Origin of the sequence: Planomicrobium sp. YIM 101495 (assembly GCF_009707665.1) — a bacterium.
Classification (GTDB): Bacteria; Bacillota; Bacilli; order Bacillales_A; family Planococcaceae; genus Planococcus.
The window spans coordinates 520,643-535,616 of the sequence record NZ_WLZW01000001.1 but is presented as its reverse complement, the minus strand read 5'-3'; the positions used below and the strand labels follow the sequence as shown (position 1 = coordinate 535,616).

Below are 14,974 nucleotides of genomic sequence, written 5' to 3'. Positions count from 1 at the left end.
GATGAACAACACGGTCGCAAACGATCAAAACACAGCAGCGTCATCGAACATCGTCTATGAAACAAAGCAAATGAACTTATGGTACGGTGCCAACCATGCCTTGAAAAATATCGACATGAAAATCATGGAGAACGAAGTGACAGCGATCATCGGACCATCTGGTTGCGGAAAATCCACATACATCAAAACATTGAATCGCATGGTCGAACTTGTGCCGTCGGTCAAGACTTCAGGGGAGATCCTTTACCGTGAACGCAACATCTTCGACAAGGATTACCGTGTCGAAGAACTTCGCACACGTGTCGGTATGGTGTTCCAGAAGCCGAACCCGTTCCCGAAATCAATTTATGACAACATCGCTTACGGCCCACGCATCCACGGCATCAAGAACAAGAAAATTCTTGATGAAATTGTTGAGAAAAGCCTGCGCGGCGCTGCCATCTGGGACGAAGTAAAAGATCGTCTGAACGAGAATGCTTACGGCATCTCGGGCGGACAGCAGCAACGTATTTGTATCGCACGTGCACTGGCAATCGAGCCGGATGTCATCTTGATGGATGAGCCGACTTCTGCACTTGACCCGATTTCCACGTTGAAGGTGGAAGAACTCGTCCAGGAACTGAAGAAAGACTACAGCATCATCATCGTGACGCACAACATGCAGCAGGCATCACGTATCTCGGACAAGACAGCATTTTTCCTGAACGGGGAAGTCGTGGAGTTCGACAAGACGGATTCGATCTTCTCGAACCCCGCGGACAAGCGTACTGAAGATTACATTTCCGGCCGTTTCGGCTGATCAGGGAGGAGGATGAAGCATGTCAATCCGTGAAAGATTCGATTTGGAATTAAACGAAACACAAGAACAATTGATCGAGATGAGTGATTACGCGATTGCCGCACTCAACCGCTCGATGGATGCGTTGATGAATCACGACATCGATACAGCACTTGAAATCATCGAAGACGACGCAGCCTTGAACCGGATGGAAGAAGAAATCAACCAGCACGTCATCTTGATGATCGCGAAGCAGTCGCCTGTTGCAACAGATCTGCGCCGCTTGGTTGTCACGTTGAAAGTAGCAGCTGACCTTGAGCGTGTCGGAGACTATGCGGTGAACATCGCGAAGGAAACGATCCGGATCGGCAAGCAAGAGCATTTGCCACCGATTACATTGCTTCAGGAAATGCACGAAATGGCGAGCAAGATGCTTCATCAAGTGATCGAAGCATTCATCGCTGAAGACATCATCAAAGCGAAAGAGATTGCCGAAATCGATGATCAAGTGGATGATCTGTATGGGCAAGCCATCCGTCAACTGATGCGTAGCGGTGCGGAGGATCCGGAAAGAATGAACCAAGTGACACAACTGGCGTTCATTTGCCGCTATTTGGAACGTTCTGCAGACTATGCAACGAATATTGCGGAGCAATTGTTTTACTTGGTCCGCGGAAAACGTTACGACCTCAACTCTTGAACGATCATTAATGGAGCGGAAGAGAGAAAGGCAAGTCGCCTTCCTCTCTCTTTATTTGTCTTTTTTCGTGGCTTGAAAATATCTCGCATATTGTCTGTATATTTTCTGTAGACTTTCAAGGGGAATATGCTATAATAATAAAGTCGTATAAATCATGTTTACATGTAATACTGATCTTTTGAAAGAAATGGGAGGGATACCGATGCGTGTTAATATCACATTAGCTTGCACAGACTGTGGCGAACGTAATTACAGCACTGTTAAAAATAAGCGCAACAACCCTGAGCGCCTTGAAATGAAAAAATACTGCTCACGTGAACAAAAAATGACTCTTCACCGTGAAACAAAGTAATGAGCGGCGTGCCAAAACCTGAAAAGGTTTTGGCTTTTTTTCATTATGGACTGCATCAGCTTTTGGTGGCAAAGGAGCGGATATCATGGAAAAAAAAGAAATGAGAAAAACGATGATCGGCCAATTGAAACAGATGGAGCGACTACAATATGAACAGCATTCGCGGGCGATCCATGACCGTCTTTTCGCAGACCCGCTATTTCAGCAGGCAGAAACGATCGGTATCACGGTCTCAGCCTTTCCGGAAGTCGACACGCTTGAATTGATCGAGCGCGCTTGGCGTGAAGGGAAGAAAGTGGCGGTACCCAAGTGTAAAGCGAAAACACGGCAGATGGATTTCCGCTTGATCAACGACTTCGAGCAATTGGAAGTCGTCTATATGGAATTACGCGAGCCGATCGAATCGGTGACGGAGTCTGTTTCTTCTGCATCGATCGATTTCCTGCTCGTCCCTGGTGTAATTTTTTCTGAAAAGGGCTACCGGGTGGGTTTCGGCGGCGGTTACTATGACCGCTTCCTCGTAAATTATCAAGGTATTACAAGATCGCTTGCATTCGATCTGCAGCTGCGCACGGACGTTCCGGTCGAAGCGCATGATCTGCCGGTCGGCGGCATCTATACGGAAACGAAATTCATCGATACGTTGGTGACGGAATGAATACCCTGTACGATATCATGCAACTGCTGAAGAAGTACGGGACATTCATCTATACCGGGGATTTTCAGCATGATCTGGACTTGATGGAGGATGAGCTGAAGGAATTGTACGCCATGCAGTTCATCACACCGAAGGAATACGCATCGGCACGGATGGTCCTTCTGCAAGAGCGCAACCGAAAAAAATGAAGAAAAGTGAAACTTCCCGAGGTTTCAAACGTCTTAAATAAGGGTAAAGTGGATGTTGAGACATAGACAAGTATACATACTGTTTATATAGTCAGTATTCATATATGGTAAAATCTATGTAAAAGATTTCGGAATTAGGAGGATGACAGGATGATGAAAAAAGAATGGCCTAAACATTCTATCCTGGCAATCGCCATCATAGCGACTTGGTTCAAGACATATATCACCTATAAGACGAGCTTTTCCATCAAAATCGAGAATGTGATGCAAGAGTTCATCCTGTTTTTGAACCCGTTGGCATTGCTTCTGTTTGTTTTTGGCATTGCATTGTTCTTCAAGAGCGAGAAGGCGAAAAACCGGTACATTGTGGCGGTGTCGCTGGTTGCTTCAATCGTGCTCTATTCGAACGTCGTGTTTTATCGCTTCTTCAGTGATTTCATCACATTGCCGGTATTGTTCCAAAAAGAGAACTTCGGGGATGTCGGATCGAGTGCACTGGCGAGCATCTACTGGAGTGACGTCTTTTATTTCGTCGACTTCGCGTTGATCTTGCTTGCGATAAAATTTATTCCATTAAAAAATACAGCAGTAAAAACTGCATTGCAACATCGAAAAGCATATTTTGTCCTATCGGCAGCGGTATTGTTCCTGAATCTCGGACTCGCGGAGATGGAACGCCCGCAACTATTGACGCGCAGCTTTGACCGAGAAATGCTTGTCAAGAACCTAGGGATGTACAACTATCATCTGTATGACGTCTACATCCAGTCCAGATCCCAAGCGCAGCGAGCATTAGCGGATGGTTCAGAGCTTGTCGAGATCGGCAACTATGTTCGTGCCAACTACGCTGAGCCATCTCCTGAGATGTTCGGTGCAGCTGAAGGGCGCAACTTGATCGTCGTGACGCTTGAGTCGCTCCAGACGTTCGTTTTGAACAACGAAATGAATGGCCAGACGATTACCCCATTCCTGAATGAGCTGACAAAAGACAAAGATACCGTCTATTTCCCAAACTTCTATCACCAAACAGGACTTGGGAAAACATCGGATTCCGAGTTCCTGTTCGAGAACTCGTTATATCCACTGAGCGGCGGTGCTGTATTCTTCACGCATAGCGGCAACACGTTCAATTCGATGGCTGAGAAGCTGGGCGAGAACGGCTATCATACGAACGTCCAGCATGCCAACACGAAGAGCTTCTGGAATCGCGACATGATGTATGAGTCGCTCGGGATCCAGGAGTTCCAGGACTTGGAGAGCTTTACGGTAGAGGAAGGACAGGCAGTCAACTGGGGCTTGAAGGATATCCCGTTCTTCGAGCAGACGGTCGATCACATGGCAGAAATGCCGGAGCCGTATTATTCACGGTTGATTACGTTGACGAACCACCACCCGTTCTACTTGGATGAAGAGGACATGTTCATTGATCCTTACGATTCCAACTCAGGTACATTGAACCGTTATTTCCAGACGGCACGTTATTTGGATGAATCGGTCCGTGTGCTGTTCGAGGAATTGAAGGAGCAAGGCCTATATGAGAACTCCGTCATCGTCATGTACGGCGACCATTACGGAATCTCCGAAAATCACAATGCTGCGATGAGTCAGTACTTGGGTGAAGAAGTGACACCATTCACTTCGGCACAACTGCAGCGCGTTCCATTCTTCGTCCATATTCCGGGATCGGATAAAGGCTATGTGGAAGAAGAAATCGGTGGACAGATCGATATCCGCCCGACCATCCTCCATTTACTTGGAATCGAGTCTTCGGAAGATCTACAGTTCGGTGGGGACTTGTTCTCAGACGAACACGAGGAATTCGTCATTTTCCGAGACGGCCGATTCGTGACAGATGAGTACGTCTTTACGGACAATGTGTGTCATGACTTCGAGACCGGTGAGGAAGTGGAATTCGCTCTCTGTGAACCGTTCATCGAGCAGGCATACACAGAGCTGGATTATTCCGAGACGATCATTAACGGAGACCTGTTACGATTTTACGAAACCGACGCGACAGAAATGAACTCCGGTCAATAAAGAAAGCTGCCTTTCCATAATGGAAGGCAGCTTTTGCGTTTAGAAGGAAAAAGAGCCGCCCATTTTGGGACAGCTCTTTTTTGGCTCATTATAGTCCAGGCGGGTAACCTTGTGTGATCAATGTTGCGACAGTAAAACCGCCGAATACGACCAATGTCCCGAAGTTGAAAACTAATCCGAGCAAATCTTTTTGCTTTAATGTTTGTACAGTGCCGATTGCAGCGAAAACCGCAACCAGACCAAAGATGACCATTAAAATCCAGCTCATGGTTGACACTCCCTTCAACAATAACAGCCAGTGCCGTTTCGTTCTCTTTAATTGTAATGAATCTTAACTAATTTGTCGAGCGTTAATATTTTCACTTCATGGCAAACGAGTGACACTGTGCGAATGGCAAAAGGATCAGATGCTTGATGCTTCCGGAGTCATGATATAATAGCGGAGAGGTGAGGATAATGCTGAAAATCGATCGGCTGGAACTTGGACCGGTACAAACGAATTGCTATATCGTTTCCAATCAAAACAAAGAGTGTTTGATCTTTGATCCAGGTGAGGAGAGCGAGCGCATCAAAAAGCTCTTGAAACAGAAAAACTTGAAGCCTGTGGCAATCCTGCTGACACATGCGCATTTCGATCACATCGGAGCGGTGGATGAGTTGCGTGACGCATATAGTGTCCCTGTCTACTTGCATGAACAAGAGAAAGAATGGCTCAGCAATGCGAACTTGAACGGATCAGGAAAATATCCGGCGTTACCGGATTACTGTTTGAAGGATGCGGATGTTTTACTGTCGAATGAAAAAGTATTGACGATCGGGGACTTCTCGATGGAGCTTTACCATACGCCGGGCCATTCACCTGGTAGTGTGTCATTTGTTTTCCGTGATGACCATTTCGCCATCGTCGGCGATACGTTGTTCCAGGGAAGCATCGGCAGGACCGATCTTGTCGGAGGGAATACGGATCGCTTACTGAAGTCGATCCGCGAATCTTTATTGACGCTGCCGGATGGGACATTCCTGTTCCCGGGACACGGCCTCGATACGACACCTGAACGGGAAGCGGCGGCGAATCCGTTCCTTAAGTGAAGTGAATGCAAAAACGGCTTCCCGAGGGAAGCCGTTTTTTTGTGTCATGCGATTAGTGCATGCCGCCTGGTAAGTGGATGAACGTCGTATAATACGTAAATCCGACAAAGAAAATTGTCAAGTAGGCTCCGAAGACGTACATGTACATGCGTTCAGAAATATTCAAGAATCCAAGAAGAATAAAGAAACCAGTGTTAGCAACCATAATTAATGCTACTGCTGTCATGTCTCCTACATAGAAGAGAATTGCGAAAATCCCGGTCCACCATCCCATTAACTTAAACATTTTATCCATGGGTAACCCTCCTTTGCCAATACACAGTAATCTCTTATTCATTATATAGGATGAAGCTTGAATGTGTAAACAGCTAGTTCACTTTACTTTGTGACAAAGTGAAGAAGACGAAAAATTATTTCTTCTCTCTTCCATTCTGAAAATTCTGAGTTATAATGGAGTGGAGCGGGAAGCGGTCCCCGTTCACGATACTATTTCCAGGAGGTGGCTATGCAGGAACTTATCGAACGCCGCTGTAGTAAACTGCTGAAAGACGCAGTGGACTCCGCAACAACCGACATCCATATCAAACCCGACAAAACAACTTACACCGTCTCTTTCCGCAGTTTCCAGAGCTTGCGGCAAGTGGCGCAAATCCCCTTTGAACTCGGTGATCGCATGATCGCCTATTTCAAATATCTTTCCTTACTGGATATGAGCGAGAAAAGAAAACCCCAGACAGGCTCATTCCAATTTCCGATTGAAGTCCATCAGTATTATTTTCGCATCTCCACGCTGCCATCCGTCTTGGCGAGGGAGAGCATTGTCATCCGCGTCATGCCGGAATCCACCGCCCGTTCAATCCATGAACTGGCTGCTTTTCGCGATTCTGCACGTCTGCTTGAGAAGCTCGCTGAATCCAGGCAGGGGCTTATTTTATTGACCGGTCCGACCGGCTGCGGGAAGTCCACGACACTGTATTCGCTGCTTAAGCATTGCAACGAACGGCTTAACCGGAACATCATCACACTCGAGGATCCCGTCGAACGGAAGAACGATGCCATTTTACAGATCCAAGTGAACGAACGCGCCGGCCTCAGCTATGCCACCGGATTAAAGGCGATCCTTCGGCATGATCCGGACATCATCATGATCGGGGAGATCCGGGACACCGATACCGCACAGATTGCTGTACGGGCGGCGCTCACTGGACACCTCGTCTTTTCGACGATCCATGCGAGACATTCCGTCGGCTCGCTCTACCGGCTGCACGACCTCGGTGTGTCACACGAGGAGATGACCCAGACACTCATCGCAGTCGCGGCACAGCGCATCGTTCCCGTTTATCCAGAAATCGGGGAAGACAAGGCTGTCCATAAAGCATTGTACGAAATCTTGCACGGTGAGCGATTGGAGGAAGCACTCCTGTCTGCGAAGCGCCAAGTCCCATACGCATTGCCTGAATCTTTATCCTTTGCTGGTCAGTACAGGGAAGGGGTGAAGATCGGTGCAATTGAGCCCGCGGAAACATCCGCTAAAGATTACCTTGTCTAACCGTCAAAGCTTCTTGAAGCGTTTGTCGGTATTGATGAACGAGGGTTATTTACTGCCGACTGCTTTGACACTGTTGTTACCGATGCATACGAAGCAGCCGAGTGAGGCGATTGAAGGCGTGACGGCCATCTTGAGGGGAGGGGGGAGTGCGGCTGAAATCCTCCGCTTCCTTGGCTTCAAAGAGCAAGTGCTGTTCCCGATCGAGATTGCGGATTACCACGGCAGGCTTGGTGAATCGATCACAGCCATCGCCTACAGCTTTTCTCGATCCGAACAGATTCGGAAGAAACTGAAGAACATTCTTTTATATCCGGTGTCTTTGCTCTTGCTGACTGCCGCGTTGTTCCTGTTTTTCCGGACAAGCTATGTTCCGAATTTGACGGAGTTGATGAGTTCCATGCAAAGAGGGGAAGAATCGAATGCAGTGCCTGCTTACCTATTGAGTTTGCCGGATTTGTTCATCGGGTTCTTCGTTTTATTTGCTGTGCTTGTCGTTTTGTACCGGAAGCTCCTTGCGACGCGTCCTCCGGATGTGCAAATCAGTTGGCAGCTTTCCGTTCCCATCACAAAAGGATTCGTCCGTCTCTATTGGTCGCAGTCCTTTGCGCGTGAACTCGGAACGCTTCTCCATAGCGGCGTGTCATTACAGGAGTCGCTCGAACTTTTGCAGAAGCAGCGCTATAACTTGACGATCCAATATATGGCAGGTCACATACGCAATGAAGTCGTGATGGGCCTGCCGCTGTCCACTGCCATCAGCCGACACGATTTCTTCGAGGGAGACATGGCCTCTTTCGCCCAGCAAGGGGAAGCGGCCGGGTACCTCGGTAAAGAGCTGGTTTTGTACAGTGAGCTGTTGATGGAACGGATCGAACAACGAGTGCAAGCGCTCATGAAAGTGATTCAACCAACCTTTTTCCTGATCATTGCCATGTGCATCATCGGGGCTTATTTAGCGATTTTGCTGCCGATGTACAATCTGGTCCATACAATTTAGGAGGCGTTCATATGCGTTATCTCAACAATAAAAAAGGATTTACCTTGATCGAAATGCTCATCGTTATGCTGATTATTACTGTGCTGATCGCCATTGCCATTCCGAATGTTTCGAAGCAGACTTCTGCGGTCGATGAGAAAGGGTGCGTTGCATTCGTCTCAATGGTCCAGGGGCAAGTCGAATCATACCGGATGGACGAGCGGAAAATTCCGAGTATGGAAGACCTCGTAACGGAAGGTTATTTGAAAGACGGTGAGACGACGTGTCCGAACGGCAAAACAGTCGCGATTTCTGCACAAGGTGTCGTTTCTTCCGAGCCGTAAGGAAGGATGGGGGCTTTACGTTTTTGGAAATGCTGCTGGTCCTGGCGGTTGTCATGACAGTCGTTGCCATTTCCATCCCTGCTTATAAGGGCTATGCGGAAGAACAAGAAGAGCGGCGATTTTTCGAGAAGCTCATGCACGATATATATGCCACGCAAAGTGAAAGTTATGCCAATGGCAGTGCTACAGGCATTAATTTTCGGGGAAGCCTCAATAGTTATGACATCGTCCACAGTTTTCACGGGAAAGTCGAGATTCGGCCGTTTCCGGAATCGGTCAAACTGTCGGCTTCGAGCAATTTAACATCGATTTACTTCGCATCAAATGGCAGTATTTCCGCGTCAGGAACGATTCATTTCGACACGAGTACAGGAAAGCGCAGTCTCGTTGTCCATCTCGGGAAAGGGCGGGTGGTGCTTTCTGAATGAACGCGGCATTTCCTGGATGGAAACGGTCGTCTCCTTGTTCATCGCCTTTTCCATTTTTGGTACGCTGCTTCCCGCGATGCAGCAGATGCACGAGTCGCTCGAACTGAAACAGGAGCAGGTAGATGCATACGAAACTCTGCACGAAGCGGTGAAAGAGATGAAGCAGCGGGGTGTGCGGAGTGGCACAAGACGAGTGGATACTGTTGTCTATGAATGGAAGGCGGAGCCGGTGCTTTGCGTTTCCTATGAGACATATCAAGGGGAGAGGGAAACCATATGTGCAGATCCTTGATGTGTTCCCAAAAAGGATTCACGTTTTTGTCCAGCTTGACGGAGTTGATGATTCTCTTGCTGTTGCTGCCGCTCATCACCCTGTTCTTTCTGGTGGCCGGCTCCATTTCAGAAGCGCTCGACCCAAAACAGCTCGAATGGGAATTGTTCACTGCGGACTTCCGGAGCTATTTGAACGATGTGGAATCGATCGAAGTGATCAATCGTGGCACGGGCATCCGGACGGTACGAGGTGAAGATGAATTTGCAATCGGACAATACGAGCAGCTTATTCGGAAGCAGAGGTTCGAGAAAGGACATGAAATTATGCTGACAGGAGTGAAAGAGTGCCGCTTCGAATTGCAAGACGGTTATTTAGCCGTCCGCGTGATTTTTACGAATGGACTGGAAAAGGATGAACAATATGCGGTTACCTTATTTGTCGAATAGCCGGGGGGCGCTTTATCCATTGTCTCTCCTCTTCTTTTTAACGGCCTTGATCATCATCACCCATTATTTTTCACTCTACACAATTCATTATCGTGCGTTGGATAGTTTGGAAAATTTGCATAGTCGTGCTACTATACAACTACTAATGGAAATCGAACAAAACAAAAATTCAGAGTAGGCAGCATGGGTGATCACTATGAAAAAGGTATATTTAGTTGGTTTTATGGGGTGTGGGAAAAGCGCAGTGGGACGAAGGCTGAGCTTTTTATTGAAGCTGCCGTTCTACGACATGGATAAGGAAATCGTACGCAGGGAAGGTATGACGATCCCTGAGATTTTTGAGAAGCACGGTGAAAAGTATTTTAGGGATTTGGAGACCCAATTCCTGAAGACGTTCCAGGACGATGAATGCATCATTGCAACAGGTGGCGGTGTCGCGATCCGCGCGATCAACTGTAAATTGATGAGACAATCAGGATTAGTCTTATTCCTTGATGCGCCGTTCAAGGAAATCTGGAAGAGGATCCATAAGGACACGAACCGCCCGATCGTCCAAAGTTCGACGCGTGAGGAAATTGAAGCGTTGTTCAAGAAACGATATCCGCGCTATAAGAAATCTGCGCATGTGGCGATTCGGACGGAATTCCGGACATTGCGGCAAATTACACAATATGCTGCATTCCAAGTGAAACGGCTTAAAGGCGAATGAATGATGCGTTTTCGTTATTATCGTTCGTGTTAAATGCGCTGTATGAAAAAAGATTGCGCTTCCGCTCGTATTAATGTTAGGATATAGTCAAAGTTATACGTTCGTATAACGTTTTTGACAATTCGATCACTTGAGCGGATGAATGTACGGGGAGAGAACGCGATTTTTGCGTCGCCGAAGGAGCAAATAAGCTGGACTTATGAATCTCTCAGGCAAAAAGACTCGTACAGGACGCATCTCTGGAGAATGCTGCTTGCAGCTACCAACGGGGAAAGCCGGGGCAACATACCGGTAAACTTTCAGGTACCAGGACAGAGACCCAACCGAAAGGGGGGTCTCTGTCCTTTTTTGGGTGTTGGCAAGCGGATCGGTGTTTCTCATAATCGAAGGAGGAATCAGGATGGGAGAATTAAAACGCACTCCATTGTTTGAAAGTTATGCGAACTTCGGAGGGAAGACGATCGATTTCGGCGGCTGGGAGTTGCCAGTGCAATTCGCGGGCATCAAAGATGAACACGAAGCGGTACGGACGAAAGCCGGACTGTTTGATGTTTCCCACATGGGCGAGGTACATGTCACAGGAAGCGGCAGCCTTCCGTTCCTACAGAAAATGATGACGAATGACATTTCGAAAATCAAAGAAGGACAAGCACAGTATACAGCGATGTGCTATGAAGATGGTGGAACGGTCGATGACTTGCTGACATACAAGCTGGCAGAAGACGACTACTTGCTCGTCGTCAACGCAGCGAATATCGAAAAAGACCTTGAATGGCTGAACCGTTTCAAGACGGACGACGTCATGATCGAGGATTTGTCCGACGAATATGCACTTCTTGCATTCCAAGGGCCGCTTGCACAAGAAGTGTTGCAGCGGCTGACGGAATTCGACCTATCTTCAGTCAAACCGTTCCGTTTTGAACAGGACGTCGAAATTTTCGGGCAGAAAGTTCTTCTTTCACGTACAGGTTATACAGGCGAAGACGGCTTCGAATTGTATGCATCTCCGGAAGCGGCAATCGCTTTATGGGAAGCAATCTTGACAGAAGGGAAGGAAGACGGCGTTGTTCCAGCTGGCCTGGGCTGCCGAGATACACTCCGCTTTGAAGCATGTCTTGCACTTTACGGACAGGAGCTTGGCGAGACAATCACTCCACTTGAAGCAGGCTTAAACTTTGTCGTGAAACTTGCAAAAGACGATTTCAACGGTAAAGAAGCACTTGCCGCGCAAAAAGAGCAAGGCGTCCCACGCAAGCTCATCGGCATTGAGATGATCGACAAAGGCATCCCGCGTCACGGATACCTAGTGTATCACCAGGATGAATTGATCGGTTCGGTTACGACGGGTACACAATCACCGACACTTAAGAAAAATATTGGCCTGGCATTAGTGGCGACGGAATTCGCTGAACTCGGCACGGAAGTGGAAATCGAAATCCGGAACAAGCGCGTGAAAGCGAAATTTGTTGAAACACCGTTTTATAAACGGTCAAACTAATAATTCGTAAAGGGGACATTACCGATGAAACATCGTTATTTACCAATGACTGCCCAAGATGAAAAAGAGATGCTCCAAGCGATCGGTGTCGATTCGATCGCTGATCTGTTTTCGGATATTCCGGAAAAAGTACGCTTTAAAGGCGAATACAACATCAAGCCTGCGAAAACTGAAACGGCTTTGATGAAAGAGCTCAGTGCGTTGGCAGCGAAAAACGCCAACAGCAACGATTATGTATCGTTTCTAGGCGCTGGCGTCTACGATCACTACAAACCGGTCATCGTTGACCATGTGATTTCCCGTTCAGAGTTCTACACGGCATATACACCGTATCAGCCGGAAATTTCCCAAGGGGAATTGCAGGCAATTTTCGAATTCCAGACGATGATCAGTGAATTGACGGGCATGGACCTTGCGAACTCTTCGATGTATGACGGCAGCACGGCACTGGCGGAAGCCGGCATGCTCGCTGCAGGACATACACGTCGTAAGAAAATCCTGGTGTCAGCAGCTGTCCATCCGGAAACTCGCGATGTTGTGAAATCATATGCACTTGGCCAATCGATCGAAGTGGTCGAAGTGCCATTGAGAGACGGCCATACGGATCTGCAAGCACTTGAAGAAATGATCGATGCAGACACGGCAACAGTCATGGTCCAATACCCGAACTTCTTCGGGCAAGTCGAGGATCTCGGTGCGCTTGAAGCAATCATCCACGGTGCAGGGGCGTTGTTCTCGGTTTCCGCCAACCCGCTATCTCTTGGTGCACTTACACCACCAGGGAAATTCGGTGCAGACATCACAGTCGGTGACGCACAGCCGTTCGGTATCGCAGAAGCATTCGGTGGACCACACTGTGGCTATTTTGCAGTGACGAAAAAATTGATGCGCAAAGTGCCGGGGCGTCTTGTCGGGGAAACGGTCGATGAAGACGGCCGTCGCGGCTTTGTTCTGACATTGCAAGCACGTGAGCAACATATCCGCCGTGACAAAGCGACGTCTAATATTTGTTCGAACCAAGCACTAAACGCTCTTGCAGCATCTGTTGCGATGACAGCGTTCGGTAAGGTTGGGATCCGTGACATAGCTGTGCAGAACATCACGAAAACACATTACATGAAACAACAACTGGAAGCGGCAGGCTTCGATATCACCTACAAGGGTGCGCATTTCAACGAACTTGTTGTGAATCTCGGAATTTCTGTGAAGAAAGTGAATGCTGATTTGCTCGATCAAGGAATTCTCGGCGGCTACGAACTTGGCCGTACTTACAGCGAGCTTGAAGGCCACGTGCTGATTGCTGTGACGGAACTCCGTTCGAAAGAAGAAATTGATGCCTTTGTACAACAATTAAGTGCCAGCGTGCAGGAAGTGGGGGCTACTCATGCATAAAGACAATCAACCGCTCATTTTTGAATTGACGAAAGAAGGCCGTATCGGTTACGGACTACCGGAACTTGATGTGCCTGAAGTAGATTTGGAAAGCCTATTGCCGAAAGGGTTGATCCGTGAAGAAGCACCGAAACTTCCTGAAGTATCGGAACTCGATATCATGCGCCACTATACGGCATTGTCGAACCGTAACCACGGTGTCGATTCAGGGTTCTATCCGCTCGGTTCTTGTACGATGAAATACAATCCGAAAGTGAACGAAAACGTTGCGCGTTTCGCTGGCTTCGCGAACATCCACCCGCTACAGGATGAGTCGACTGTCCAAGGGGCAATGGAATTGATGTATGATCTGCAAGAACATCTGAAAGAAATCACGGGAATGGACGAAGTGACACTTCAGCCTGCAGCTGGTGCACAAGGGGAGTGGACCGGACTGATGATGATCCGCGCATTCCACGAGGCGAACGGCGATACGCACCGCACGAAAGTCATCGTTCCGGACTCTGCGCACGGTACGAACCCGGCTTCAGCGACTGTCGCTGGCTTCGAGACGGTTACTGTGAAGTCGAACGACCAGGGGCTTGTTGACTTGGATGACTTGAAACGTGTAGCCGGAGACGATACAGCAGCATTGATGCTGACGAACCCGAACACACTTGGTTTATTCGAGGAAGACATTCTTGAGATGGCTGCGATCATCCATGGAGTCGGCGGCAAGCTTTACTATGACGGAGCGAACTTGAACGCCGTCATGTCCAAAGCGCGCCCTGGCGACATGGGCTTCGATGTCGTCCACTTGAACCTGCACAAGACGTTCACTGGCCCGCACGGCGGTGGTGGTCCTGGTTCCGGTCCGGTAGGTGTCAAGGCGGACCTGATTCCGTATTTGCCGAAGCCGGTACTTGTGAAGAAAGACGATATCTATACATTCGAATACGACCGTCCGCAATCCATCGGCCGCGTCAAACCGTTTTACGGCAACTTCGGTATCAACGTGCGTGCGTACACGTACATCCGTTCAATGGGGCCAGATGGCTTGAAAGCTGTGACGGAATACGCTGTCCTGAACGCCAACTACATGATGCGCAGACTGGCACCTCATTTCGATTTGCCGTATGACCGTCATTGTAAGCACGAATTCGTCCTCAGTGGCCGCCGCCAGAAGAAACTCGGCGTGCGCACACTTGATATGGCGAAACGACTGCTTGATTTCGGCTACCATCCGCCAACGATCTACTTCCCGTTGAACGTCGAGGAAGGGATGATGATCGAGCCGACCGAGACGGAGTCGAAAGAGACGCTTGATTCGTTCATCGATGCGATGATCCAGATCGCGAAAGAAGTGGAAGACAATCCGGAAATCGTTCAGAATGCGCCACATACGACGGTCATCAGCCGCTTGGATGAAGCGCAAGCCGCTCGTAAGCCGGTTCTCCGCTACGAAAAACAAGCCTAAAAATTGCCGTGCCGAATGCTTTTCACGAAGCTTCGGCGCGGTTTTTTTGAAGGCAATCAAAAACGGTCAAAGAAAAAGTGGTTCTTTTTCTTTGACCGTT

Annotated in this window: 19 protein-coding genes and 1 riboswitch; of the genes, 17 read left to right on the top strand and 2 right to left on the bottom strand. The window is 48.4% G+C overall.

The window, feature by feature from the left end; all coding sequences use genetic code 11:
* Position 1 precedes the first annotated feature (1 nt).
* The 6 genes from pstB to GIW82_RS02720 all read left to right on the top strand — a co-directional run bounded on the left by pstB (position 2) and on the right by GIW82_RS02720 (position 4,713).
* Entirely contained in the window at positions 2–799 is a 798-nt protein-coding gene (gene pstB / locus GIW82_RS02745; RefSeq protein ID WP_304608889.1) for a phosphate ABC transporter ATP-binding protein PstB, read from the top strand.
* Between the two features lie 19 nt (positions 800–818).
* Positions 819–1,478, top strand: a complete 660-nt coding sequence (gene phoU / locus GIW82_RS02740) for a phosphate signaling complex protein PhoU (protein ID WP_154748382.1) — start codon at positions 819–821, stop codon at positions 1,476–1,478.
* A 202-nt stretch (positions 1,479–1,680) separates the two neighbouring features.
* On the top strand, positions 1,681–1,830 hold the full coding sequence (gene rpmG, locus GIW82_RS02735; RefSeq protein ID WP_123163800.1) for a 50S ribosomal protein L33: 150 nt from the start codon (positions 1,681–1,683) through the stop codon (positions 1,828–1,830).
* Positions 1,831–1,930: 100 nt separating this feature from the next.
* A complete protein-coding gene (locus tag GIW82_RS02730; RefSeq protein WP_230309153.1) occupies positions 1,931–2,488 on the top strand; it encodes a 5-formyltetrahydrofolate cyclo-ligase in 558 nt (185 codons plus the stop codon).
* On the top strand, positions 2,485–2,676 hold the full coding sequence (locus GIW82_RS02725; protein WP_154748380.1) for a YqgQ family protein: 192 nt from the start codon (positions 2,485–2,487) through the stop codon (positions 2,674–2,676). Before GIW82_RS02730 ends, GIW82_RS02725 begins: the two co-directional genes overlap by 4 nt.
* A 150-nt stretch (positions 2,677–2,826) precedes the next feature.
* Positions 2,827–4,713 (top strand): LTA synthase family protein, encoded by a 1,887-nt coding sequence (locus tag GIW82_RS02720; protein WP_154748379.1) that lies wholly within the window; start codon positions 2,827–2,829, stop codon positions 4,711–4,713.
* 88 nt (positions 4,714–4,801) lie between these two features.
* Here GIW82_RS02720 and GIW82_RS02715 read toward each other — a convergent pair whose 3' ends face one another.
* Positions 4,802–4,981 (bottom strand): DUF2759 domain-containing protein, encoded by a 180-nt coding sequence (locus GIW82_RS02715; protein ID WP_154748378.1) that lies wholly within the window; start codon positions 4,979–4,981, stop codon positions 4,802–4,804.
* 188 nt (positions 4,982–5,169) lie between these two features.
* On the opposite strand from GIW82_RS02715, the gene GIW82_RS02710 reads away from it, so the two are divergent.
* The gene (locus GIW82_RS02710; protein WP_154748377.1) at positions 5,170–5,802 is read left to right on the top strand and encodes an MBL fold metallo-hydrolase; all 633 of its coding nucleotides are present in this window, start codon (positions 5,170–5,172) and stop codon (positions 5,800–5,802) included.
* Between the two features lie 52 nt (positions 5,803–5,854).
* On the opposite strand, the gene GIW82_RS02705 is transcribed toward GIW82_RS02710, so the two are convergent.
* A complete protein-coding gene (locus GIW82_RS02705; RefSeq protein ID WP_154748376.1) occupies positions 5,855–6,097 on the bottom strand; it encodes a DUF2626 domain-containing protein in 243 nt (80 codons plus the stop codon).
* A gap of 210 nt (positions 6,098–6,307) precedes the next feature.
* On the opposite strand from GIW82_RS02705, the gene comGA reads away from it, so the two are divergent.
* From comGA to gcvPB, 10 genes are all read left to right on the top strand, one after another.
* Positions 6,308–7,351: a competence type IV pilus ATPase ComGA gene (gene comGA / locus GIW82_RS02700; protein WP_154748375.1), complete on the top strand. Its 1,044-nt coding sequence runs from the start codon at positions 6,308–6,310 to the stop codon at positions 7,349–7,351.
* A complete protein-coding gene (comGB, locus tag GIW82_RS02695) occupies positions 7,344–8,348 on the top strand; it encodes a competence type IV pilus assembly protein ComGB (RefSeq protein ID WP_230309151.1) in 1,005 nt (334 codons plus the stop codon). Before comGA ends, comGB begins: the two co-directional genes overlap by 8 nt.
* Positions 8,349–8,359: 11 nt before the next feature.
* Positions 8,360–8,671 carry a competence type IV pilus major pilin ComGC gene (comGC, locus tag GIW82_RS02690; protein WP_154748374.1) on the top strand — a complete coding sequence of 104 codons (312 nt, stop codon included), beginning with the start codon at positions 8,360–8,362 and terminating at the stop codon, positions 8,669–8,671.
* Between the two features lie 23 nt (positions 8,672–8,694).
* Positions 8,695–9,099 (top strand): competence type IV pilus minor pilin ComGD, encoded by a 405-nt coding sequence (gene comGD / locus GIW82_RS02685; RefSeq protein WP_154748373.1) that lies wholly within the window; start codon positions 8,695–8,697, stop codon positions 9,097–9,099.
* A 16-nt stretch (positions 9,100–9,115) separates the two neighbouring features.
* A complete protein-coding gene (locus tag GIW82_RS02680; RefSeq protein WP_154748372.1) occupies positions 9,116–9,391 on the top strand; it encodes a hypothetical protein in 276 nt (91 codons plus the stop codon).
* The gene (comGF, locus tag GIW82_RS02675; RefSeq protein ID WP_195913927.1) at positions 9,391–9,819 is read left to right on the top strand and encodes a competence type IV pilus minor pilin ComGF; all 429 of its coding nucleotides are present in this window, start codon (positions 9,391–9,393) and stop codon (positions 9,817–9,819) included. Before GIW82_RS02680 ends, comGF begins: the two co-directional genes overlap by 1 nt.
* A 196-nt stretch (positions 9,820–10,015) precedes the next feature.
* The gene (locus GIW82_RS02670; protein WP_154748370.1) at positions 10,016–10,528 is read left to right on the top strand and encodes a shikimate kinase; all 513 of its coding nucleotides are present in this window, start codon (positions 10,016–10,018) and stop codon (positions 10,526–10,528) included.
* 138 nt (positions 10,529–10,666) lie between these two features.
* Positions 10,667–10,762: riboswitch (glycine riboswitch) on the top strand.
* Between the two features lie 166 nt (positions 10,763–10,928).
* The gene (gene gcvT / locus GIW82_RS02665; protein WP_154748369.1) at positions 10,929–12,026 is read left to right on the top strand and encodes a glycine cleavage system aminomethyltransferase GcvT; all 1,098 of its coding nucleotides are present in this window, start codon (positions 10,929–10,931) and stop codon (positions 12,024–12,026) included.
* A gap of 24 nt (positions 12,027–12,050) precedes the next feature.
* Entirely contained in the window at positions 12,051–13,418 is a 1,368-nt protein-coding gene (gene gcvPA / locus GIW82_RS02660; RefSeq protein WP_154748368.1) for an aminomethyl-transferring glycine dehydrogenase subunit GcvPA, read from the top strand.
* Positions 13,411–14,874, top strand: a complete 1,464-nt coding sequence (gene gcvPB, locus GIW82_RS02655; protein WP_154748367.1) for an aminomethyl-transferring glycine dehydrogenase subunit GcvPB — start codon at positions 13,411–13,413, stop codon at positions 14,872–14,874. Before gcvPA ends, gcvPB begins: the two co-directional genes overlap by 8 nt.
* The last annotated feature ends 100 nt before the right edge of the window (positions 14,875–14,974 follow it).

Coding starts and splice junctions, on each gene's coding strand:
- phoU (WP_154748382.1), top strand. CDS start 819: ATGTCAATCCGTGAAAGATTCGATTTGGAATTAAACGAAACACAAGAA.
- comGF (WP_195913927.1), top strand. CDS start 9,391: ATGTGTTCCCAAAAAGGATTCACGTTTTTGTCCAGCTTGACGGAGTTG.
- GIW82_RS02705 (WP_154748376.1), bottom strand. CDS start 6,097: ATGGATAAAATGTTTAAGTTAATGGGATGGTGGACCGGGATTTTCGCA.
- GIW82_RS02680 (WP_154748372.1), top strand. CDS start 9,116: ATGGAAACGGTCGTCTCCTTGTTCATCGCCTTTTCCATTTTTGGTACG.
- GIW82_RS02670 (WP_154748370.1), top strand. CDS start 10,016: ATGAAAAAGGTATATTTAGTTGGTTTTATGGGGTGTGGGAAAAGCGCA.
- gcvPA (WP_154748368.1), top strand. CDS start 12,051: ATGAAACATCGTTATTTACCAATGACTGCCCAAGATGAAAAAGAGATG.
- GIW82_RS02730 (WP_230309153.1), top strand. CDS start 1,931: ATGAGAAAAACGATGATCGGCCAATTGAAACAGATGGAGCGACTACAA.
- gcvT (WP_154748369.1), top strand. CDS start 10,929: ATGGGAGAATTAAAACGCACTCCATTGTTTGAAAGTTATGCGAACTTC.
- comGA (WP_154748375.1), top strand. CDS start 6,308: ATGCAGGAACTTATCGAACGCCGCTGTAGTAAACTGCTGAAAGACGCA.
- GIW82_RS02715 (WP_154748378.1), bottom strand. CDS start 4,981: ATGAGCTGGATTTTAATGGTCATCTTTGGTCTGGTTGCGGTTTTCGCT.
- rpmG (WP_123163800.1), top strand. CDS start 1,681: ATGCGTGTTAATATCACATTAGCTTGCACAGACTGTGGCGAACGTAAT.
- GIW82_RS02720 (WP_154748379.1), top strand. CDS start 2,827: ATGATGAAAAAAGAATGGCCTAAACATTCTATCCTGGCAATCGCCATC.
- gcvPB (WP_154748367.1), top strand. CDS start 13,411: ATGCATAAAGACAATCAACCGCTCATTTTTGAATTGACGAAAGAAGGC.
- GIW82_RS02725 (WP_154748380.1), top strand. CDS start 2,485: ATGAATACCCTGTACGATATCATGCAACTGCTGAAGAAGTACGGGACA.
- GIW82_RS02710 (WP_154748377.1), top strand. CDS start 5,170: ATGCTGAAAATCGATCGGCTGGAACTTGGACCGGTACAAACGAATTGC.
- comGC (WP_154748374.1), top strand. CDS start 8,360: ATGCGTTATCTCAACAATAAAAAAGGATTTACCTTGATCGAAATGCTC.
- pstB (WP_304608889.1), top strand. CDS start 2: ATGAACAACACGGTCGCAAACGATCAAAACACAGCAGCGTCATCGAAC.